Here is a 21780-nt window from a genome sequence, read left to right on the forward strand (position 1 = left end):
TTTATCTATGTGGAATTTTCAAAAAAAGCAGCAATAATTGTTTAAAATTTTAATGCAGTGAAAGTTAGAAAAATAAAAATCCGCTACTTCGATAGGTATAAATAAATCCTTATTTTTTTTGATATTTATTATATATTGGAATTAAAATTAAAGATACACTTCCAAATACAATAACCATTAAGGTTTGTGCTGTCCACATTATCCATCCAAATGCTAAAGCTGCATTAAGATCTATTTTATATAAAACTAAAGCCCCCGCAACTAAAAGCGGATAAGTACCTAAACCGCCATTTGTAAGCGCCATACTTAAACTACCAACAACAAAACCAACAATTATAGCAGCAAAAGATAGGTTTGTGGTTTCTGGCAAAGCAAATGTTACAACATAGAACATAAGTACATACATTCCCCAAATAAAAACGGTATGTGCTATAAACTTCCACTTCTTTTTCATTGTAAAAATACTTTTAGCTCCATCAATTAATCCGTTTATAAAACTAATAAGCTTTACAATAAAAATATTTTTAGATTTACTTAAATATCGGTAACTAAAAAACCCAATTACGGGCAATACAATAAAAATAACTATTTTAAAATATATACTAGTATTAGAAGCTTCTTCTTTAAAAATATAACCACTAATTAACTCTGCTTGAAAAAAGAAAGCAATACCAATTATACCCAATAATATAATTGCATCTGCAACCCGCTCGGCTACAATAGTTCCAAAAGCTTTTTCAAATGGTATGTCTTCGTATTTTTTTACACTAGCAGCACGTGCAAATTCACCAGATCTTGGAATAAATAAATTTAATAAATACGCAATTAAAACCGACATTATGCTATTGGCAAATCTGGGCTTATACCCTAATGGTTCTAATAAAAATTGCCAACGATATGCACGAGATAAATGACTTAAAACCCCTAACAATAAAGAAACTAAAACCCACCAATAATTAGCGGTTTTAAAAGATGTTTTTATAGATTCAATATCTTCAGGTGATAATTTAGATAATGAGTACCAAACTAAAAAAACTCCCAATAATATTGGGAGTATTAAAAATATAGATTTTTTAATTTTTTTTTTCAAGTTTATGTTAACGAGTTATCGTTTTCATTTGGAAAAATTAATGATGGTTTAAAAGATTTTGCTTCTTCAAAATCCAATATACCATAAGAAATTATAATAATAATATCTCCTTTTGCAACTTTTCTAGCAGCTGGACCATTTAAAGTTATTTCTCCACTTTTTCTAGGACCAGGAATTGCATACGTTTCAAGACGCTCTCCATTATTAATATTAACAATTTGAACCTTCTCTCCTTGAATAATATTGGAAGCATCCATTAAATCTTCGTCAATAGTTATACTACCAATATATTGTAAATCGGCTCCTGTAACCTTAACTCTGTGAATTTTTGATTTTACGACTTCTATTTGCATGGTGCAAAATTAATAATTTTGTGTTAATCTATTCATATTTATAAACTTATATTATCAATAAGTCTAATTTCTCCTGCAAAAACAGCTATAAAAGCTCTATATTTTTGCTTAATATCTTTATTTTTAATTGTTTGAAGTGTTTCTTCATCTGCAATTTCAAAATATTCTAATTCTAATAAAGGTTGTTTTTTAAATTCATTTTCAACCCAACCTACAACATCTAGAGCATTTTCTGTGCCAAACTTTACCTTTGCTTGTTTTAGTGTTTTATATATAAATGGTGCTGCTTCTCTATGTGCTTTTGTAAGTCTTGTATTTCTAGAACTCATAGCCAATCCATCGTCTTCTCTATAAATATCACAACCAACAATTTTTACAGGAATTTGATGTTTTTTCACCATAGTCCTAATAATTTGTAACTGCTGAAAATCTTTTTCACCAAAATATGCTTTTGTTGGTTTTACTATTTCGAACAAACGTTTAACTATGGTTCCTACACCATCAAAATGTCCTGTTCTAAATTTTCCTTCCATTTGAAATTCCAAACCATCAAAATCAAAAGCTTGAGAAGTAATATTATTTGCATAAATTTCATGAGCTGAAGGTGCAAATACAATATCACAAAACACAGATTTTAAAAGCGATAAATCTTTCTCTATTGTTTTAGGGTAATTTATTAAATCTTCTTGTTTGTCAAATTGAGTAGGATTTACAAAAACACTTACAACAACAAGGTCATTTTCTTTTTTTGCCCTTTCTATTAGTGATAAATGTCCTTTATGAAGTGCTCCCATAGTTGGCACAAAGCCAATACTGGTTGCTTTTTTTAACGACTCAATTTTTTGTTGTACCGATTTTTTTTTTGCAAAAACTAGCATAATGCATTTGTTAATAAACGTTAAAAGCGTGCAAACTTACATTTTTCAAGTCAAAATCTACATAAATTTTCGTAATTTTGCATAATCTTTAAAATAAAGAGTTGGATTATGAAAGATAAGAGAGTATTGGTTGTATCATCTGAGGTTGTACCCTATCTACCAGAAAATGAATTATCTACAACTTCTTTTGGAGTTGCAAAAATGATACATGGGCAAGGCGGTCAAACACGTATTTTTATGCCTCGCTATGGATTAATTAACGAAAGAAGACATCAATTACACGAAGTTATTCGCTTATCTGGAATGAATTTAGTAATTAATGATATGGATATGCCATTAATTATAAAAGTTGCTTCTATTCCAAAAGAAAGAATGCAAGTTTACTTTATAGATAACGATGAATACTTTAAACGTAAAGCATTATTTACAGATGAAGATAACAATCTGTTTAAAGATAATGACGAACGTGCCATATTTTTTGCAAAAGGTGTTGTTGAAACAGTTAAAAAATTAAACTGGGCTCCAGATATTATACATGTGCACGGTTGGATGGCTTCTCTTTTACCTTTGTATATTAAAGAATATTATAAAAATGATCCTTTATTTACAGACAGTAAAATTGTAACATCGCTTTATAATAATGGTTTTGAAGGTACTTTAAATGCTAATTTTAATGAGAAAATTAAATTTGACAACATAGAACCTTCTAAATTTGAAACTATAGAAAATCCAAGTTGTACAAATATTTTAATAAATGCTATAGAAAATTCTGATGCTGTTATAAAAAGTAGTGAAGTACTTCCAGATCAATTAGAAGACTATTTAAAAACAACTTCTAAACCTGTTTTAGAATATTTCCCTCCAGAAGAATTCGAAAATAAATATACAGAATTTTACACTGACAACGTTCTATAGTTAAATCCTAATAAATATTAATTTATAATATGACAACAAAAGTTGTAAGTACATTTAAATACTTAGGAATACTTTCTTTAGTATTTTTTTCATTAACTTCTTGTGAAAAAGAAATTGATAGTATTGGAGTAGATCTTATTGATAATGGTACATTTGATACAAATAAATTAACTTCAGAGGTTATAACTACAAATGAAAATATAGATCGTATACCTTCTAATTTACTTTCTCAATATTTATTGGGTGTTTATGCCGATGAAGAATTTGGTAAATTAAAAGCTTCAATTGTTACGCAACTTACTTTACCTACTTATGGAACAACGTATGCTTCAGGTTATGGAGACGATGTAGCTATAGATTCTGTTCTTATTAATATACCTTACCAGGCTACAAGAACAGATAATTATTCTGATGGAAGACCTCAATTTACTTTAGATTCTGTATTTGGTAATGAAGAGATTCCTTTTAAATTAGATATTTTTGAATTAAAAACTTTTTTAAATAGCCTAGATCCTGAAGATCCATCTAAACAAGCAATTTATTATTCAGATAAAGAATTTCAAAAAGCTGATATACCACTATTTTCAGGAGACTTTAAAGTAAACCCAAGTGATACAGTAACTTATATTAAAAGATATTTAAATGATGGAGTAACAGTTTATGATACTGATACTATTAAAAATGACGATTTAAGTCCTTCAATTAATCTACCTTTAGATAAAACACTAATACATCAACTTTTTGTTGAAAACGCTTCAGGTTCAGAATTTTTAGATAGTGATTCTTTTAACCATTACTTTAGAGGTTTATATATTGAAGCCTCAGAACTTTTAAGTGAGAAATCGCATCTTTTATCGTTAAATATGTCTGCCGCAAAAATGGTTATCTATTATTCAAAAACACAAGACGAAACAGACGAGCAAGACCTAAACGAAAATGGTACAAAAGGCGAAGATGGTGTAAGAACAAAACATACCTATAATTTTACTTTCGGATCCCTTAAATCAAATATCTTAGAAAGAGATTATACAAACTCTAAACTTTCTGGAGACGATAGAATATATGTACAAGGCGCAGCTGGATCGTTAGCAACAGTAGATTTGTTTACCAATGAAAATTTAACAGAACTTAGAGCAAATAATTGGCTAATTACAGATGCAACCTTAACATTTTATGTAGATCAAAATGCTTCTTCTAATATTGCTCCAGAACAACTTCTTATTTACAATTACGACGAAAACACGCATATTCTAGATATGATTACCGAAGGCGCTGCAGCCGTTGATGGTACTTTAGAAAGAGACGATGATGGAAATCCATACAAATATGAATTTAAAATAACTGATTACATTTCTGAAATATTAAATTCGGATGATGATGAAGCTCTTGATTTAGCAAAACTTGGAATTAAAGTATATAACTCTTCCGATCTATTAACAAGCATTACAGATTTAACTATTAAAGATTATAGTTGGACGCCAAAAGGTGTTGTTCTATACAATCATAATGAAAGTGCTGGAGACAAAAAAGCGAAGCTAGAGATTACTTATACCGAAATAAATAATTAAAATTACATTTTTTTATGTGTGGAATTACTGGGTATTTAGGTTTTAGAGAAGCATATCCAATAGTTATAAACGGTTTACAGAGATTAGAATATAGAGGTTATGATAGCGCTGGAATTGTTTTAACTTCAACAAAAGACAAGTTAAAACTCTTTAAAACTAAAGGGAAAGTTGCTGTTTTAAAAAAAAATGCTGAACAAAACGATACTACAGGTAATTTAGCATTAGGACATACACGTTGGGCTACTCATGGAGTTCCAAGTACAGAAAATTCGCATCCACATATTTCAAATTCAGGAAATTTAGTAATTGTACACAATGGTATTATTGAAAATTATGATACCATAAAAAAAGAACTTATAAATAGAGGTTATACCTTTAAAAGTGAAACAGATACTGAAGTTTTAATAAATTTAATTGAAGAAATTCAATTAAAAAATAACTGTAAATTAGGAAAAGCTGTTCAGCTAGCACTAACTAATGTTGTAGGCGCGTATGCAATTGCTGTATACGATGTTAATAAAGCCGACGAAATTATAGTAGCAAAATTAGGAAGCCCCTTAGCTATTGGTATTGGAGAAAATAATACCGAATTCTTTATCGCTTCAGATGCTTCTCCGTTTATTGAATATACTAAAGATGCTATTTATTTAAATGACGAAGAATTAGCTATAATTAAACTAGGTAAAGATATTAGAGTTCGAAAAATTAACGATGATTCTTTTGTAGAACCTAATATTCAAGAATTAAAACTTAATTTAGAACAAATAGAAAAAGGTGGTTACGACCATTTTATGCTCAAAGAAATTCACGAGCAACCTCATGCTATTTTAGATACCTATAGAGGGCGTCTTTTGGCCAATAAAGGCATTATTAAAATGGGTAGTGTTGACAATAACATTGCTAAATTTTTAAATGCAAAACGCATTGTAATAGTTGCCTGTGGTACTTCTTGGCACGCTGGTTTAGTTGGTGAATACCTGATAGAAGATTTTGCAAGAATACCTGTTGAAGTTGAATACGCTTCAGAATTTAGATATAGAAACCCAATTATTAATAAAGACGATATTGTAATTGCAATTTCACAATCTGGAGAAACGGCAGATACCTTAGCTGCCATTAAATTAGCAAAAGCAAATGGTGCTTTTGTATTTGGAATTTGTAATGTTGTTGGCTCTACAATTGCAAGAGAAACACATTCTGGTGCCTACACACACGCTGGTCCAGAAATTGGAGTAGCTTCAACAAAAGCATTTACTACGCAAATAACAGTACTTTCTTTAATAGCTTTAAAATTAGGAAATTTAAATGGAGAACTCTCCAATGCTAAATTTAACGACTATTTACACAAACTAGAGTTAATACCAAACAAGGTAGAAGAAGTTCTTAAAATTAATGCCGACATAGAAAAGATTGCTGCAATTTATAAAGATGCTCCAAACTGTTTATACTTAGGTAGAGGCTTTAATTTCCCTGTTGCCTTAGAAGGTGCTTTAAAACTAAAAGAAATCTCTTATATCCACGCTGAAGGCTATCCTGCAGCAGAAATGAAACACGGACCTATTGCTTTAATAGACGCATCTATGCCTGTAATAGTAATTGCAACCAAAAAAGGGCATTACGATAAAGTTGTAAGCAATATTCAAGAGATAAAATCTAGAAAAGGAAAAATTATAGCTATTGTTACCAAAGGAGATACAGTAGTAAAAGAAATTGCCGATCATATAATTGAAATTCCAGAAACAGAAGAGGCTTTTTCACCTTTATTAACTACAATACCTTTGCAATTGCTGTCTTATTATATTGCAGTAATGCGCGGTTGCAACGTAGACCAACCAAGAAACTTGGCGAAATCTGTTACGGTGGAGTAATTATTTTAATGATGGTTATAAGTATCTAATTCATTAATTAGAGTTTCTTTTTCTCGGATAAACTTAAATCATCCCATAAAGTAACTTGTTATTTTTTAAAAAAATTTGTTATTTCCCCAAAGCTCAGAATCATTTTAGACATTTTTGATTAATATTTAACGTATTTGTGTATGAATATTTGCGGTTTCGTGAGTTGGATTTTCGATAGAAATCAAGACGATGAAAACGTAACTATGCCATTGTTTTAAAAATTAAGTCATTTTTACTTGTTTTTTACCACAGTACTTTGTTGTATGCAGTACTTTATTCACTATTTATTTCAGTTCTTTTGATATTCCACAAGGCAATTGTCGATGCAGTAAAAAAGATAGCCAAAATTATATTTAAATAACCTCCTTTAACTACAATCCAAACATTGTCAGGTAAATATTTAGTAACTAAATCCTCAATTAAAAATGGAATTAACGGAAAAAAAATGATAATCCATTTTGGATACAAGGTTTTTCTTTTCCAAACTTGGCTAATAAATAGAATGGATAAAATTCCAACAATCGGATAAACGAATAATCTCAAAATCTTGTTTATTTTTTCAGATAGTGAAACCGCATTGTTTATGTCAAGATTATGTTCAGTCGCTAATTTCGCAGATGTAGCAATAGAGAGAAAAGCTCCGTGAACTATTCCAAACGCTATTAATATACTTCCGAAAAAAATCAATACACCATTTCTAAAAATCGATTTTGTCGGCTTAAATGCGTAATAAACTTGACCTAATCCAAGCATATAAAACCAAGTCGCAAATAATGCACAAATTCCACTTGTAATAATTCTAAAGTCAGAAGCATTTCCCATATTCCGCTTTAAACTCATATTGATAGGGTCATAATACAAAAGCATATCTCCAGCAAATAAAATCAATCCACCTAATATTCCAAAAATTCCCAAAACTCTTATCCAAAACTGGTTCATTCTCATTGATTACAGGCGTTTTTCTCGTATTGCATACAACGGGTTTGTGTATGGTTTGTAGCGTATTTTAAGCTACTAATTTACTAAATAAAACGCTAACGAAGAAAATCCGATAGGATTTTCGTAAATGTGCTAGAACCAAGCTATAAATTATAAACAGTGTTAGCACAAGTACGTTTTATTTTATCTTCATCAATTCTATAGACAATAATTTTTTTTGTATACCAATAGGTTTTCTTTATAAATTCATTTAATGATTTAAATGTGTCAGGTGCAAACCCTCCATTTTTAGTATAAAAAATTTCATCACGGTAATATGCAGTGTGAATAGTCGAACCTAAATCGTCAACAAAAGCAAGTATAACATCATTCGGAATAGGGTTTTTTAGATTCCTTCTGGGTTTTGTTGTAAATTCAGTAATTTCTATAAAAGAATTCTTTAGAATTTTTTCTATTGATACTCCATCAATTATTGTTGTTTTGTTAAAAACATTTTGTCTAAATGTTTCACTATTTTCGAAATATTTCTCCAAAGCGTATGAAAAACAATTTTGATTTATTGAATTATCGGTAAAAATGAAACCTTTGGAAGCAAAATAGCCCTTGGGATTGATTATTTTTAGTGAAGATGTATCAGTTCTTTCCTTTGAAACACTCAATCTTATCGTGTCATTTAACCACAAAACATTAATGATCTTAATTTTCTCTGTCAATTTTATCGTGTCCAAGGTAGTAGTTTTGATATTAATCAGAGAATGAGTTGTTAAATCCGTCTGGCAATAAACTTCAAAAAAAATAAAGTTGAGAAGTAATGTAATTATTAAATTTCTAAATATTGTCATTTTAATCTGTATTTGTGCTAACTCCGTTATATGCACATATTATATGCTTTTATCCCGAACTAATTCTACGTATAAAGCAAATATGCCTTTTCTCTATATATCTATAAAATATTGAATTTATTTGCAATTTTACTCAAATATAAAAAAGGGAATTTTAATTTCAAATGATTATTGTCATTTACTAGTTTCATAAACAACTTAAAAAACAGTTGGTTAGTGGTTCTAATACCGTCCTTGTGTATTTTGATAAAAAAGTCACTAGGCAAGGTTGTAGTATTACTTCCTAATTTTCAATGGTATAGATTTTGATATACGATATAGTATATTTCCTTTAAAAATTAGAACTATGAAAAAACAACTTCGTAATTATTTATTATTAACACTTCTAATTTTACCGGCAATAATTTATTCTCAAAAAATCTATTCTGTAAACTACCAATCGCAAGCTGATGTAAAAGTATATGTTGTAAAATACGAATCTCAGTGCGATTTAAAAGTATTTAAAGCAGATTACGAGTCACAAATAAAAGGAAACGAAGGGTTGTGGTATTTTGTAAAATATCCTTCGCAATCAGATAAGAAAATCTACTTTGTTAAATATGAATCTCAAAGTGATTTAAAGATTTACTTTGTTAAGAATAAATCCCAATCTGGTTGGAAAAATAAATCGAAAAAACATTTGTTGTATTAATTAGATCTCTTGGATACTAATTGATATAAGTGATAATTTCTAAAAAAACCTTGAATGGTGGTAATTTTTTGTATAAAAATTGCTTGTTTTCGATACAAAATTATTTCAATACTTCACTGTCATTGACGTGTATTTAACTGATTGAATATCTTTAACTTCGATTTACTCTTATTATTTATTTGTCATACCTGCGGAGGCAGGTATCCATTTCTCAGCTTGTTATAGATTCCTGCCTACACAGGAATGACAGACCTCTTTACAATTAGTAATTTCATTTCCTCTTCTTGAGAAAACTATTTTTTAGGGTCTCAAGCTTAAGTAATTTCTAACGTAAAACTCACCTGGAATTACAAAGTAGCTAACGCTATATTTCTTTTAAAGCATCGGTAGAAATCCAGCCGGTTTTACCATCTGCTATTTTAATTTTTTTCCAGTTGTCTAATACATCTAAAACAATAACTTTAGTACCTTCGTGCAATTCAAAAATTTCATCACTACTAACAGAAGGAGCATTCATTATTTCAACTTTAGGAGAAAAAATAATTGCAATTCTATTTTTTTGAACTGTTTTATAATTATTAAAGGCAAAAAATACGGTAATAGCTAAAATAAAAACAGCCAAAATACTGGTATTAAAATAGAATAATTTCTTTTTTGATGATTCTGAAAAATAATACAATAAAAACAACAAAGCCGCTAAAAAAGAAGCTACAACAGCTATAATTGCCCAAGTATCAAACGGTAATTTTTGAATAACACTTGCAGAGAAACGTTGTAAAAAGGTTTTCGGCAAATCTTCAATTACATCAATTGTCATTCTTTTTGCAAACTCTAAATTTGCTGCTGCATCTGCATTTGCAGGATTTACTTTTAACGCTTTTTCGTAATAATAAATTGCTGGTGCAACTTTATTCATTTTATAATAACAATTTGCAATATTAAAATACAAATCATCACTTTCAATACCTTGCTCTTCAATAGCTAAATAAACACCAACGGCTCTTGTATAATTTTCTTCTTTATAAAATGTGTTTCCTTCAGCAAATAATTTATTTACTTCTTGAGAGTAAGCAACAAGGCTAAACAGCAACACTATTATGCTAACTACTTTTTTCATTTTATAACTGTTTATCAATATTGGTTATTACTTCTTTAGCTTTTTCAAACTCTTGTTCCATCATTACATTTGTTGTTGGCGTGTAACGTGCAAAATCACAATCGTTTAACACCTCTACAAATTGTTTTATAGTACTTACTTCTACTCCTTTTTCGGTTAATATTTCTGAAATTCTTTCTTTTGAAATTTCCGAAGTTTCAATCTGTAATTTAGCTTTTAAAAAGTTATGCAATGCTTTTTCAAGTGCAATGTAAAACGCTTCTTGATTACCGAGTTGTTTTTTAGCTTCAGATAAATATTTTTTAGCTAACCTATCTGCTTTTCTAATTTTATTTCCAAGTACATCTCCAGCGCGTTTTGCACGTTTTTTCCCAATAAATATTGCAATTGGAATTGCTAAGAACGGCAAGAATAATAATAAATAAAATAAATCTGATTTTAAAAACTCTGATTTAATTTTAGGCTGTAAATCCGCATTTAAAGCAATAAATCTAAAATTATTACCCGTTACAACCACATTTTGTTTAGATGCACTAGCGCTATTGTTATTAGCTACTGAAGGCAACTCTTTTCCCTCTGTAACATCTACAATAGTTGCAGGTGCTTTAATGGTTTTATATTTTTTCTCTTTCGGGTTAAAATAAGAGAATGCTACCTCTGGTATTTTATATTTTCCTTTATATTGAGGTACAACGGTGTAAATATCTACAACATTTCCACTTAAACCAGTTAAAGCTGTTGTTACTTGTTCTTTATGTTCTGGTGTATAAACTTCTAATTCGGCAGGTGTAACTATTTTAGGAATTTCAAATAATTTTAAATTTCCTTTTCCTGAAACTTTTACTGTTAATTGCGCTGCATCGTTAGCTTTTAACACGTTTTTATTAGCTTTAACTTCAAAGTTAAAATCTCCAACTGCTCCAGCAAAATCCAATGGTTTTCCTTCTTCTGGCAATTGTTTTACATTTACTGTTCTAATAGCAGATGCTGTTGCGTAATTAATATTTTTTGTAATCATATTACCAAAAAAGTCACCTCTACCTGTTGGAATACCAACTGAGAAATCCATTTTTATGGGCTCAATTTTTAATTTTCCCGCTCTTTGTGGTATTAATACGGCACGTTTTAATACAATATATCTATAATCTTCTCCATTGTATTTTCCCATTTGAACCTTAATATTCTTTACTTCAATATCTTGATTCCAAAAACCATTGTATTGTGGAGTTTCACTTACACGCCAATCGTTAACACTAATATTTTCACTAACAAAAAGTTTATAGACTACATAAATTCCTTCACCTACATAAGGGTTTAAATTTGAAACTTCAGCAACTAAATGAATATTTTGTTGCGCAATAAATTCTGGATTATTTGGGTCTTTTGGTATTTCTACAGCATCTACAACACATATTTTAACTGCATTAGATTTTATAATTTTATCGTTATATTCTATTTCAGCTGGAGCTATTAAAAATTCACCTTGTTTTTTTGGTTCTAGTATATAAATATACGATTGTGCATAACTGGCTTTTCCGTTAATCCACGATTGATTTACTGATGAACTTGGACCACCAACCACTTTAAAATTGGTAAATGGTGGAGCTTTAAAATTATCGGCTCCTTGTTTGTTAACGGTAAACACAATTCTGAAGCGCTGATTTACACCTAGTTTGTCTTTACTAACAGTTGTTTTAAGCTCAATTTGAGCAAAAAACACTTGCGATGTAAATAATAAAATAGTTACTATGTAAAACTTCAATAATTTCATTTTTCTGAAATTTATATTTATTTTTTTGATAATTTATATTGCTATATAATTACCAATCTTTTTCTTGTTTAACTTTTTTACCTTTTGCTTTTTCAGCATTTAATTTTTTCTGAGTTTTATTCTCTTCGTTGTTCATTGCTTCTAACAACTGTTTCATTTGCTCAGGCGATAATTGATTAGGACGTGGTTTTTGATCTTGTTTTTTATCATCATCTTTCTTATCATCATTCTTTTTTGGATCCCCTTTATCGTCTTGTTTATCGTCTCCTTTATCTTTTTGATCTTTATTATCTTCGTTCTTATCTTCGTCTCCGCCTTCTTTATCTTTATTCTGATCGTTTTTATTATCCTTATTATCTTTATTGTCCTTATTATCTTTGTTATCCTGATTGTCTTTATTGTCTTTATTATCCTGATTTTGTTGTTCTTTTAACAGCTTTTGAGCCAACGCTAAATTGTAACGTGTTTCATCATCTTTAGAATTGTTACGCATCGAGTTTTTATAAGCTGCAACTGCTTTATCGTATTGTTTTTCGTTCATAAAAGCATTACCCATATTATGGTAGGTTTCTGCTTTACTCATTTTATCTGTAGCAGTTTTTTCAACCAATTCAAATTGAGCAATAGCTTCCTTATTTCTATTTTGTTGATAAATAGCATTTCCTAAATTATACGAAGCTTTCGGATAATTTGGATTTTTAGAAAGTGCCTTTTTATATTCAACTTCAGCCTCATCAAACTTTAATTGATTGTATAGTTTGTTACCTTCTCTAACATATTCTCTAGCTTCACGCTCAAGCTGATCGGTATTTTCTTGTTGTGAAAAAACCAAGCTTGTAAAACATAAAAATATAAGTACGCATCTATTCTTCATTCTTTTCAGTTTGATTAAATAAATTTAATTTTTGAATCCAGGTTGTTTTCTTTTCTAGCAAGAATACATCTAGTATAAGAAATAGCAATCCTATGCCTAAAAACCATTGAAATTGATCTTTAAAATCTGCGAATTTCTTTGTTTCAAACTCACTTTTTTCGGCTTTTAGTAAAATATCGTCAATTGTATCAATAGTTTCTTGTGTTTTATTTCCATTGATGTATTTTCCATTACCTTCAATAGCAATATCTCTTAAAACAGTTTCAACCATTTTGGTAATAACAACTTCGCCTTTATTGTCTTTTTTATAGCTAACAACTTGTCCATTGTTTTTTATAGGTATCGGCGCTCCTTTTTCTGAACCAACTCCAACAGTATAAACCTTAATACCTTGTTTTGTTGCATCTTTAGCTAAAGAAACAGTATTTTCTTCGTGATCTTCTCCGTCTGAAACTATAAATAAAAATCGGTTGGTTTGTTCGTCGTTATCAAAATAAGTAATTCCTCTTTCAATAGCATCATTTATAGCTGTTCCTTGACTGGAAACCATATCGGGATTTGCATTTTGAAGAAACATTTTTGCCGCAGCATGGTCTGTAGTAATTGGCAATAAAGGATACGAATTACCTGCATAAATAATAATACCAATTCTATCGCTTCCTAAATTTTCTATTACTCTAGTAATTATTTGCTTTGCTTTATCTAAACGGCTTGGAGCAATATCTTCTGCTAACATACTTTTAGAAACATCTAATGCAAAAACAATATCTACACCTTCTCTTTTAACTGTTTCTAACTTTGTTCCCATTTTAGGATTAGTTAACGAGATTATTAAAAAAGCCAATCCTAAACAAATTACTATTATTTTTAAAAATGACTTAAATACAGATTTTTGAGGACTTAACTTCTCTATAAGGTTTTTATCCGCAAAATGTTTTTGTGTCCTTTTTTTCCACCAAAGCACCAACAAAAACAGTACAAATACTACTGGAATAATTGCTAAGTAAATAAAATATGTCGGTTCTTCTATTTGATACATTTCGTTATTAATTTAAAGGTTGAATGGTTAAGGGTTCAATTATTTATTTGTGCTTTTTGTAAAGCATTTAACACCTAGGTATTTTGCCGATTTCAACTCTTAGTTTATCATATTTTCTTCTGAAATAAAATTTAATTCTTTTGATATAATTAATTTAATTTTTATGTCAATTGTCATTCCTGCGTAGGCAGGAATCTATTCAATACTAGTTTGGATTCCTACCTTCGCAGGAATGACACTCAAACTTTATTACCTGATTCAACAGTCATCATCAAATAAAGCTTTTAAATATTGTGTTTTTTAAAAACACTTCAATTAATATTAATAATCCAGCCAAAAGCACTAGAATTCTATATTTTTCTTGATAATTATAATATTTAAATTCCTCTATTTCTGTTTTTTCTAACTTATTTATTTCTTCGTAAATAGCTTTTAACTTTGTGTTATCCGTAGCTCTAAAATATTGACCTTCGGTTTCTTTGGCTATATATTGTAATAATTCTTCATCTATTTCTACAGGAGAACTTCTAAATAATAATTTCCCTGTTCTTGGATCTTTTGCATATGGAAAAGATGCTGTTCCATTAGTTCCTAAACCAATGGTATAAACTTTAATTCCTAAACCAACTGCTAATTCTGTTGCTGTTTTAGGATCTACAAAACCTGTATTATTAACCCCATCTGTAAGTAAAATAATAACCTTACTTTTTGCTTTACTTTCTTTTAATCTGTTAACTGCAGAACCCAATCCCATTCCAATTGCAGTACCACCTTCTAATTGTCCCCATTTAATATCTGAAATGGTATTTCTTACAATTCTTTTATCACTTGTAATAGGCGTTTGCGTAAAACTTTCACCAGCATACACTACAATTCCTATTCTATCATTAGGGCGCTGATTTACAAATTCTGTAGCTACTTTTTTTAAAGCTTCTAATCTGTTTGGTTTTAAATCGCGTGCTAACATACTTGCTGAAACATCAATTGCCATAACAATATCTATTCCTTTGTTAGTTTTAGTACGTTTGCTTACTGAAACATTTCTTGGACGCGCTAAAGCAACAATTAACAATGTTAATGCTGTTAACCTTAACACGTGTAATAAGGGTTTTAATTTTGACAATATTGAAGGTTTAACTTCAAAACCCTTTATACTTGAAATTGTTAATGTGGCACTTTCTTTTTTTCGAACCAAAAATAGCCAAATAGCAAGTATTGGTATTAAAACTAATAACCATAAAAACTGCGGATGTAAAAATTCAAAATTCTGAAACATACTTATTGTTTTAAGGATACTGATTTAATAATTCTATTTACTACACTTTCTGCAGAATCGTCGCTCCATAAAGAAGAAACATACACTTGTTGCATTCCATTTGTATCGGCAAAAAACAACATTGTTAGTTTATAATCTTCCATTTGTTGTGTTGCCTCATTTAACCTTTTATATTCTACAGATGCCTTTTTCCCTTTAATTCCATCAATTTTAATGGTTTCTTTTTTAATATTAGTAAATCTGGTATTTAATTGCTTTTCCATTCCATTAAGAGCCCCCGTAATACCGGTATCTAAATCCATTTGCTCTAATTCGCTTATAAAATGTGTTGTTGAAACTGCGATGTAAAAATTACTAATTGGACTCCCATATGTATAAATTGAAAAATCTCCAATTGTTGACATACTATTCTCTGGAAGTTGTACAGATTGCACTGTTAATATTTCTGGTGTTTCTAAGGTTATTTTTGGATTACCATATGAAGCCTTATACCACTGTTCTTCAATCATTTCTGAAGTAGTTTTTCCTAGAATATTAGTTTTAACATACCTATAGCCAACATAACCTAAGCCTCCAATCAATAGCACTATAGCAATTAAAATAATAATTAAATACTTTTTGAAAAATGATTTCTTTTGAGTTGGTGTTTCAACTAAAATCGGAGCCTCTTCTGGGCTATTTTCTGATTTGTTTTGATTGGCAATTTGAACGGCGTTTTGAGTATTATTTAAAATAGCTTCAACCTTAGTTCTATCTCCTTTTATTTCTTCAACAATTGGTTTAGATTTTGCAAATTTCACTAAATCTGCACTTTGTAAAACTTCTTTTAATTGTATAATTGTTTCTTTTGAAATACCTAATTTACTAGATTCATTAAAATCTTCAATGGTTTCAATTAACTCATTAGTGGTAGATTCTAATGCTGGAATTTTTATGTCTTTTTCTATATAAGTTCTTACAATATCTGTTAATTCAGAATAATAGATTTTAATTTTATTTTGTTGTAATAATTGTTTTTCATCTAATTCTTTAAGACGTTGCATGGCTTCTTGGATAGGAGCAACTTGTACTTTTGGAATAATTTTTTCTATTTTCTTTCTAAAAATAAAGTACAATATTAAAGCAAACAATAATAAAATTGGAATAGCCCACCACCATAAATGCTTATAATCATCAAAAGTTTTAGGTTCTCTTTTAATAGATTTTATAAGATGCATTTTTTGTTTAGTAGTATCTACTTGTACAGTTGCAACATTTACTAATAATGAGTCTGTTAAAAATTGCTTATTATTGATAAGAATTTTTTGTTGTGGAATTAAATATTGCCCACTATCAAAACTTGTTAAAATGTATTTTTTTTCAAGCTTATTTTTTAAGGTATCTATTGTTAAAGCTTCCACAACTTCAACTTTACCTAAACTATCTAACTTAAATTCAGGAAAAAGTACATTAGAAGTTTCATTTACAGAAATTTTATACTGTATTTGCTCACCAATTCTAATGGTTGTAGTATCTACAGAAATTGCAACTGGGTTCTCCTGTGCAATTCCAATAAAACCAATAAAAAATAATATATAAACTAATTGTTTCTTCATTTTATAATTCACTTCTATGAACCTTTATGTTTAAAATAACCTAATAATTTTTTTACATAACTTTCATCAATTCGAGAACTTATAGTACCTGCACCACAATGTGTAAATGTTTTTTCAAAATAAGTTACGGATTTATTATAATGTGCCTCATATGCTTTTCTTACACTTTTTGAAGCTGTATTTACCAGTACCACTTTACCTGTTTCTGCATCTAACATTGGAACCATTCCAAGGTTTGGTATAGAAACATCGTGCTCATCGTATATTCTAATACCTGTAACATCGTGTTTTCTACCAACAATTTTTAATGTGTTCTCGTAATGAGAATCCATAAAATCTGAAAGCACAAAAACTATGGCTTTCTTTTTAATTACACTTGATAAAAACTTTAATGCTTCATCAATACTAGTTTTGGTACTTTTTGGTTTAAATTCAATTAATTCTCTAATAATTCGAAGTACATGGCTTTTCCCTTTTTTTGGAGGAATAAATAGCTCCATTTGATCAGAAAATAATAGTAAACCAACTTTATCGTTATTTTGAATTGCTGAAAAAGCCAATGTTGCAGCTATTTCCGTAAGAGTATCTCTTTTAAATTGTTGTGTAGTTCCAAAAAATTCAGAGCCACTAATGTCAACCATCAACATCATAGTTAGTTCACGTTCTTCTTCAAAAACCTTTACAAAAGGTTCGTTATAACGTGCTGTAACATTCCAATCTATTGCCCTAACATCGTCTCCGTACTGATATTGTCGTACTTCAGAAAAAGTCATACCTCGTCCCTTAAACGAACTGTGATATTCGCCAGAAAATATATGATTAGACAAACGACGTGTCTTAATCTCTATTTTTCGAACTTTTTTTAGTATCTCTTTGGTATCCATATTATCTAGTTTGCAGTATTCAGTTGCAGTATTAATTGCAGTTTTTAGTTGTTTCAGTTCTATAAAAAAACTGTCAACCGTAATTTGAGACCGCCAACTACTAAGGTACTTCTACTTGATTTACAATTTGATTGATTATATCTTCTGAAGTAATATTTTCTGCTTCTGCTTCATAAGTTACACCAATTCTATGACGTAAAACATCGTGTACAACTGCGCGTACATCTTCTGGAATAACATAGCCTCTTCTTCTAATAAAAGCATAACATTTTGCTGCCATAGCTAAGTTAATACTTCCACGTGGCGATGCTCCAAAACTTATTAAACCTTGTAAAGATGGTAACTCGTATTTTTCTGGATAACGGGTAGCAAAAATAATATCTAGTATATATTTCTCTATTTTTTCGTCCATATACACATCTTTCACAGCCTTTCTAGCTCTATTAATTTGATCTATAGATGCAACTGCATTAATTTTTCCAAAACTACCTTTTAAGTTTGCACGCATAATTAGCTGCTCTTCATCAATTTTTGGATAATCAATTACAGTTTTTAACATAAACCTATCTACTTGCGCTTCTGGTAAAGGATATGTTCCTTCTTGCTCAACAGGGTTTTGAGTTGCCATTACCAAAAAAGGCTCATCTAAACTAAATGTTGTATCTCCAATTGTAATTTGACGCTCTTGCATTGCTTCTAACAAAGCCGATTGTACTTTAGCAGGTGCACGGTTAATCTCATCTGCCAATACAAAATTGGCAAAAATTGGACCTTTTTTTATAGTGAAATCATTGTCTTTAACACTATAAATCATTGTTCCAACAACATCGGCAGGTAATAAATCTGGCGTAAATTGAATTCTACTAAACCCTCCTTGAACAGCTTTTGCTAACGTGTTTATAGCAAGTGTTTTTGCTAAACCAGGAACACCCTCTAATAAAATATGGCCATTTCCTAATAAACCAATTAACAATCGTTCTATCATGTGCTTTTGACCAACAATTACTTTGTTCATCTCCATTATTAACAAATCGACAAAGGCACTTTCTTTTTCAATTTTTTCATTGATAGCTTTAATATCAATTGAAACGTTATTTTCTTCAATCATTTTTTATAGTTTTTACCGCGTGAATTTAACATGCTTTCTAACACAATGCAAATAGCATAAATATTTTTTTATTTGTTGTTAAAAATTGGTTAAAAAAAGTTACAAACCCTTAGGTTTAATAAGATTTTAACATCATTTCGTCTCCATCAAAAACAGCATAGGTGAAATAAGAAATCCAATCGCCTGTATTAATGTATTTTGAATTTTTTGTAAGCTGAATTTCTAAGGGTAAGTGACGATGACCAAAGATAAAAAAATTGTACTGTTTTTCGGTTAATTTTTTATTACAATAATGTACTAACCATTCGTTTTCTTCACCTAAAAATTTTACATCTTCTTCCCCAGATATTAATTTATTTTTAACCGATAAATATTGAGCTAAGACAACGCCAATATCTGGGTGTAACCACCTATACAACCATTTTGAAAACGGATTGGTAAATACCTTTTTCATACGTTTATAACCTTTATCTCCTGGGCCTAAACCATCTCCGTGTCCAATTAAAAAAAGCTTGTTATTGAATGTAAATTCTTTTGGTTTATGATAGGTTGGAATATTTAATTCTTTTTCAAAATAATCTTCCATCCAAAGGTCGTGATTTCCAACAAAAAAATAAATTTGAATTCCGCTATCTCTTAATTCAGCAAGCTTTCCTAAAACGCGTATAAATCCTTTTGGTACGACTTTTTTATATTCAAACCAAAAATCGAAGAGATCTCCTAATAAAAAAATAACTTCAGCATCTATTTTTATAGTATCTAACCAGTTTACAAATTTTTGCTCACGAACCTTACTTTGTTCTATTGTTGGAGCTCCAAAATGTTGATCGGACGCAAAATATATTTTTTTATTAGCTGTCAAAATAAAATTAGGTTAATTTTTAAAATGTGTATTACTTATTAGTATCTAACTCAATAACTTTTAAAATCATATTATCTTTCTTTTGAGTTACCTTATAATACCCTGTTTGATCAAATAAATCACGAGCAAAAAATGCTTTAAAATATAATCTTAAATCTTTTCTAGCTTCCGAACTAAGTGGCTTTCTTAAATTTAATTTATTTAAATATAAATCAAATATTTTTCCATCAGCATCAAAATCAGCAACAAAATCATCTAATTCCCAGTTATTTAATTCAGTTCTATGATTATCTATGTATTCAAAAACAAATCCGTTTAAACCAGAATAAAATAAACTATTATAGGTTCTAGTTGTATCTATTGGTACAAAAACATCTGGAATTATACCACCACCACCATATACAACTTTACCTTTTGGCGTTGTAAATTTTAAGGTATCTATAACTTTAATACTATCTTTAGAAACAAGCTCTCCATTATGTATTCTATTTATATAATCGCTATTATATAATTTGGTATTATGATCTGCATACGATTTTTGTATAGATCGCCCTGTTGGTGTATAATATCTTGAAGTAGTAAGTCTAACTGCTGAACCATCTCCTAAATCCATTTCTTGCTGTACCAATCCTTTTCCAAAAGATCTACGTCCAACAATGGTTCCTTTATCATTATCTTGTAAAGCTCCAGCAACAATTTCACTAGCTGATGCTGAGTTTTGATCTATTAAAACATACACCTCTCCATCTTCAAAAGAGCCTTTTTTAGTTGCATACGATTTATCTACTTCTCCATTTTTGTTTTTAGTAAATACAATTAGTTTTCCATCTTCTAAAAATTCATCAATTATACTATTTGCAATATCCATGTAACCGCCTCCATTGCCTCTTAAATCTAAAACTAAAGCCTCCATACCTTTTGAAATTAATTCATTTAAGGCCAGTTTAAATTCTAAATAAGTAGTTCTTGCAAAACGCTCTACATTAATGTATCCCAATGTATTATTTACCATATAATATGCCGGTACACTTTTAATTGGCACTTCATCTCGTACAATTGGAATGTTTAAAATTTGATTTGTTGAGCGTCTATAAATTGTAAGCATTACGTTAGTTGCTGCTTCACCTTTAAGAGATTTCATTACTTGATCAGAAATTTTTCTAGTAGCTACAAACGATTTTTTTTCAGCTTCGCTAACGCCTGCATTTTTAATTAACACTTCTCCAAAAAGTGTATCTTTATCTGCAATAATAATTCTATCTCCTGCTTTAACTCCTGCTTTATAACTTGGACCTCCCTCTATAACTCCTGTTACAGTTACAGTATCTTGATGCACTAAAAAAGAAACTCCTATTCCTACAAATTTACCTTGCATATTTTCAGTTACCTGCTTTAGATCTTCTTTTGGAATGTAAACCGAATGAGGGTCTAATTTAACAAGCATATTAGTAATAGCATCATCTAAAAGGCTATCTGTATCAACTTCATCTACATAATCATACTGTATATAATTAATTAGGCGTTTTATTTTAGCTTCAGTTGAATTTGAAGTAAATATTACTGCTTTATTTTTAAAGTTAAATGAGCTTCCAATTAATATACCAATAGCCACTGCCAATCCAATAAAAATTGGCAAATTTGCTTTTTTATTTATCATTTTAAATCTTTAAGATGTGTTATTTCAACTCCTGCTTTCTCTAAAAACTGCACGCCAGAAGTATCTTTATATTCGTTTGCATACACCACACGTTTTATACCCGATTGATGTATTAATTTACTACATTCTTTGCAAGGTGATAATGTAATATAAAGTGTGGCATTTTTACAAGATTGTGTAGAACCAGCAACTTTTAAAATAGCATTTGCTTCTGCATGTAATACATACCATTTTGTGTCACCTTCTTCTCCTTCACAACAATTTTCGAAACCTGTAGGTGTACCATTAAAGCCATCAGAAATTATCATTCTATCTTTTACAATTAAAGCGCCTACTTTCTTTCTATCACAATAGGATAATTTTGCCCACTCTAACGCCATTCTCATGTAGGCTCTATCGTATTTTAATTGTTTTTTTTTCATT

The 21780-nt window shown here is 29.6% G+C and carries 20 protein-coding genes; 4 read left to right on the forward strand and 16 right to left on the reverse strand.

Going from position 1 to position 21780, the window contains the following annotated elements; all coding sequences use genetic code 11:
* Positions 1-109: 109 nt before the first annotated feature.
* The 3 genes from MHL31_RS10185 to panC are packed head-to-tail and all read right to left on the reverse strand — an operon-like array spanning position 110 to position 2321.
* Positions 110-1090, reverse strand: a complete 981-nt coding sequence (locus MHL31_RS10185; RefSeq protein ID WP_240225848.1) for a lysylphosphatidylglycerol synthase transmembrane domain-containing protein — start codon at positions 1088-1090, stop codon at positions 110-112.
* 2 nt (positions 1091-1092) lie between these two features.
* Entirely contained in the window at positions 1093-1443 is a 351-nt protein-coding gene (panD, locus tag MHL31_RS10190) for an aspartate 1-decarboxylase (RefSeq protein WP_240225849.1), read from the reverse strand.
* A 38-nt stretch (positions 1444-1481) separates the two neighbouring features.
* A complete protein-coding gene (gene panC / locus MHL31_RS10195; protein ID WP_240225850.1) occupies positions 1482-2321 on the reverse strand; it encodes a pantoate--beta-alanine ligase in 840 nt (279 codons plus the stop codon).
* Between the two features lie 108 nt (positions 2322-2429).
* Here panC and MHL31_RS10200 point away from each other — a divergent pair, with 108 nt between their 5' ends.
* Genes MHL31_RS10200 through glmS form a run of 3 tightly spaced genes read left to right on the forward strand, consistent with a single transcriptional unit; the run spans position 2430 to position 6672 of the window.
* Positions 2430-3236: a glycogen/starch synthase gene (locus tag MHL31_RS10200; RefSeq protein ID WP_240225851.1), complete on the forward strand. Its 807-nt coding sequence runs from the start codon at positions 2430-2432 to the stop codon at positions 3234-3236.
* Positions 3237-3265: 29 nt separating this feature from the next.
* The gene (locus tag MHL31_RS10205) at positions 3266-4804 is read left to right on the forward strand and encodes a DUF4270 domain-containing protein (protein WP_240225852.1); all 1539 of its coding nucleotides are present in this window, start codon (positions 3266-3268) and stop codon (positions 4802-4804) included.
* 14 nt (positions 4805-4818) lie between these two features.
* Complete coding sequence (gene glmS, locus MHL31_RS10210; RefSeq protein ID WP_240225853.1) at positions 4819-6672, forward strand: glutamine--fructose-6-phosphate transaminase (isomerizing); 1854 nt, start codon at positions 4819-4821, stop codon at positions 6670-6672.
* A 303-nt stretch (positions 6673-6975) separates the two neighbouring features.
* Here glmS and MHL31_RS10215 read toward each other — a convergent pair whose 3' ends face one another.
* Both MHL31_RS10215 and MHL31_RS10220 read right to left on the reverse strand, forming a co-directional pair.
* Positions 6976-7647, reverse strand: coding sequence for a DUF6796 family protein (locus MHL31_RS10215; protein ID WP_240225854.1), 672 nt, complete (start codon positions 7645-7647; stop codon positions 6976-6978).
* Positions 7648-7784: 137 nt separating this feature from the next.
* Positions 7785-8300 (reverse strand): hypothetical protein, encoded by a 516-nt coding sequence (locus tag MHL31_RS10220; protein ID WP_240225855.1) that lies wholly within the window; start codon positions 8298-8300, stop codon positions 7785-7787.
* A 529-nt stretch (positions 8301-8829) separates the two neighbouring features.
* On the opposite strand from MHL31_RS10220, the gene MHL31_RS10225 reads away from it, so the two are divergent.
* On the forward strand, positions 8830-9174 hold the full coding sequence (locus MHL31_RS10225) for a DUF6150 family protein (RefSeq protein ID WP_240225856.1): 345 nt from the start codon (positions 8830-8832) through the stop codon (positions 9172-9174).
* Positions 9175-9538: 364 nt separating this feature from the next.
* On the opposite strand, the gene MHL31_RS10230 is transcribed toward MHL31_RS10225, so the two are convergent.
* The 11 genes from MHL31_RS10230 to MHL31_RS10280 form a co-directional block, all read right to left on the reverse strand.
* Positions 9539-10291, reverse strand: coding sequence for a tetratricopeptide repeat protein (locus tag MHL31_RS10230; protein ID WP_240225857.1), 753 nt, complete (start codon positions 10289-10291; stop codon positions 9539-9541).
* 1 nt (position 10292) lies between these two features.
* Positions 10293-12062: a BatD family protein gene (locus MHL31_RS10235; RefSeq protein WP_240225858.1), complete on the reverse strand. Its 1770-nt coding sequence runs from the start codon at positions 12060-12062 to the stop codon at positions 10293-10295.
* A gap of 49 nt (positions 12063-12111) precedes the next feature.
* Complete coding sequence (locus tag MHL31_RS10240; protein WP_240225859.1) at positions 12112-12936, reverse strand: tetratricopeptide repeat protein; 825 nt, start codon at positions 12934-12936, stop codon at positions 12112-12114.
* The gene (locus tag MHL31_RS10245) at positions 12926-13975 is read right to left on the reverse strand and encodes a VWA domain-containing protein (RefSeq protein WP_240225860.1); all 1050 of its coding nucleotides are present in this window, start codon (positions 13973-13975) and stop codon (positions 12926-12928) included. The genes MHL31_RS10240 and MHL31_RS10245 overlap by 11 nt, the downstream gene beginning before the upstream one ends.
* 271 nt (positions 13976-14246) lie before the next feature.
* A complete protein-coding gene (locus MHL31_RS10250) occupies positions 14247-15251 on the reverse strand; it encodes a VWA domain-containing protein (protein ID WP_240225861.1) in 1005 nt (334 codons plus the stop codon).
* A gap of 2 nt (positions 15252-15253) precedes the next feature.
* A complete protein-coding gene (locus MHL31_RS10255) occupies positions 15254-16846 on the reverse strand; it encodes a hypothetical protein (protein ID WP_240225862.1) in 1593 nt (530 codons plus the stop codon).
* A 14-nt stretch (positions 16847-16860) separates the two neighbouring features.
* Positions 16861-17730, reverse strand: a complete 870-nt coding sequence (locus MHL31_RS10260) for a DUF58 domain-containing protein (RefSeq protein ID WP_240225863.1) — start codon at positions 17728-17730, stop codon at positions 16861-16863.
* A 100-nt stretch (positions 17731-17830) separates the two neighbouring features.
* Positions 17831-18838, reverse strand: coding sequence for a MoxR family ATPase (locus tag MHL31_RS10265; protein ID WP_240225864.1), 1008 nt, complete (start codon positions 18836-18838; stop codon positions 17831-17833).
* A 115-nt stretch (positions 18839-18953) separates the two neighbouring features.
* Positions 18954-19700 (reverse strand): UDP-2,3-diacylglucosamine diphosphatase, encoded by a 747-nt coding sequence (locus tag MHL31_RS10270; protein ID WP_240225865.1) that lies wholly within the window; start codon positions 19698-19700, stop codon positions 18954-18956.
* Between the two features lie 31 nt (positions 19701-19731).
* Positions 19732-21357 carry a S41 family peptidase gene (locus tag MHL31_RS10275; RefSeq protein ID WP_240225866.1) on the reverse strand — a complete coding sequence of 542 codons (1626 nt, stop codon included), beginning with the start codon at positions 21355-21357 and terminating at the stop codon, positions 19732-19734.
* On the reverse strand, positions 21354-21779 hold the full coding sequence (locus MHL31_RS10280; protein ID WP_240225867.1) for a dCMP deaminase family protein: 426 nt from the start codon (positions 21777-21779) through the stop codon (positions 21354-21356). The genes MHL31_RS10275 and MHL31_RS10280 overlap by 4 nt, the downstream gene beginning before the upstream one ends.
* Between the last annotated feature and the right edge of the window lies 1 nt (position 21780).

The organism is Lutibacter sp. A80, from assembly GCF_022429645.1.
In the GTDB taxonomy this organism is placed as follows: Bacteria; Bacteroidota; Bacteroidia; order Flavobacteriales; family Flavobacteriaceae; genus Lutibacter.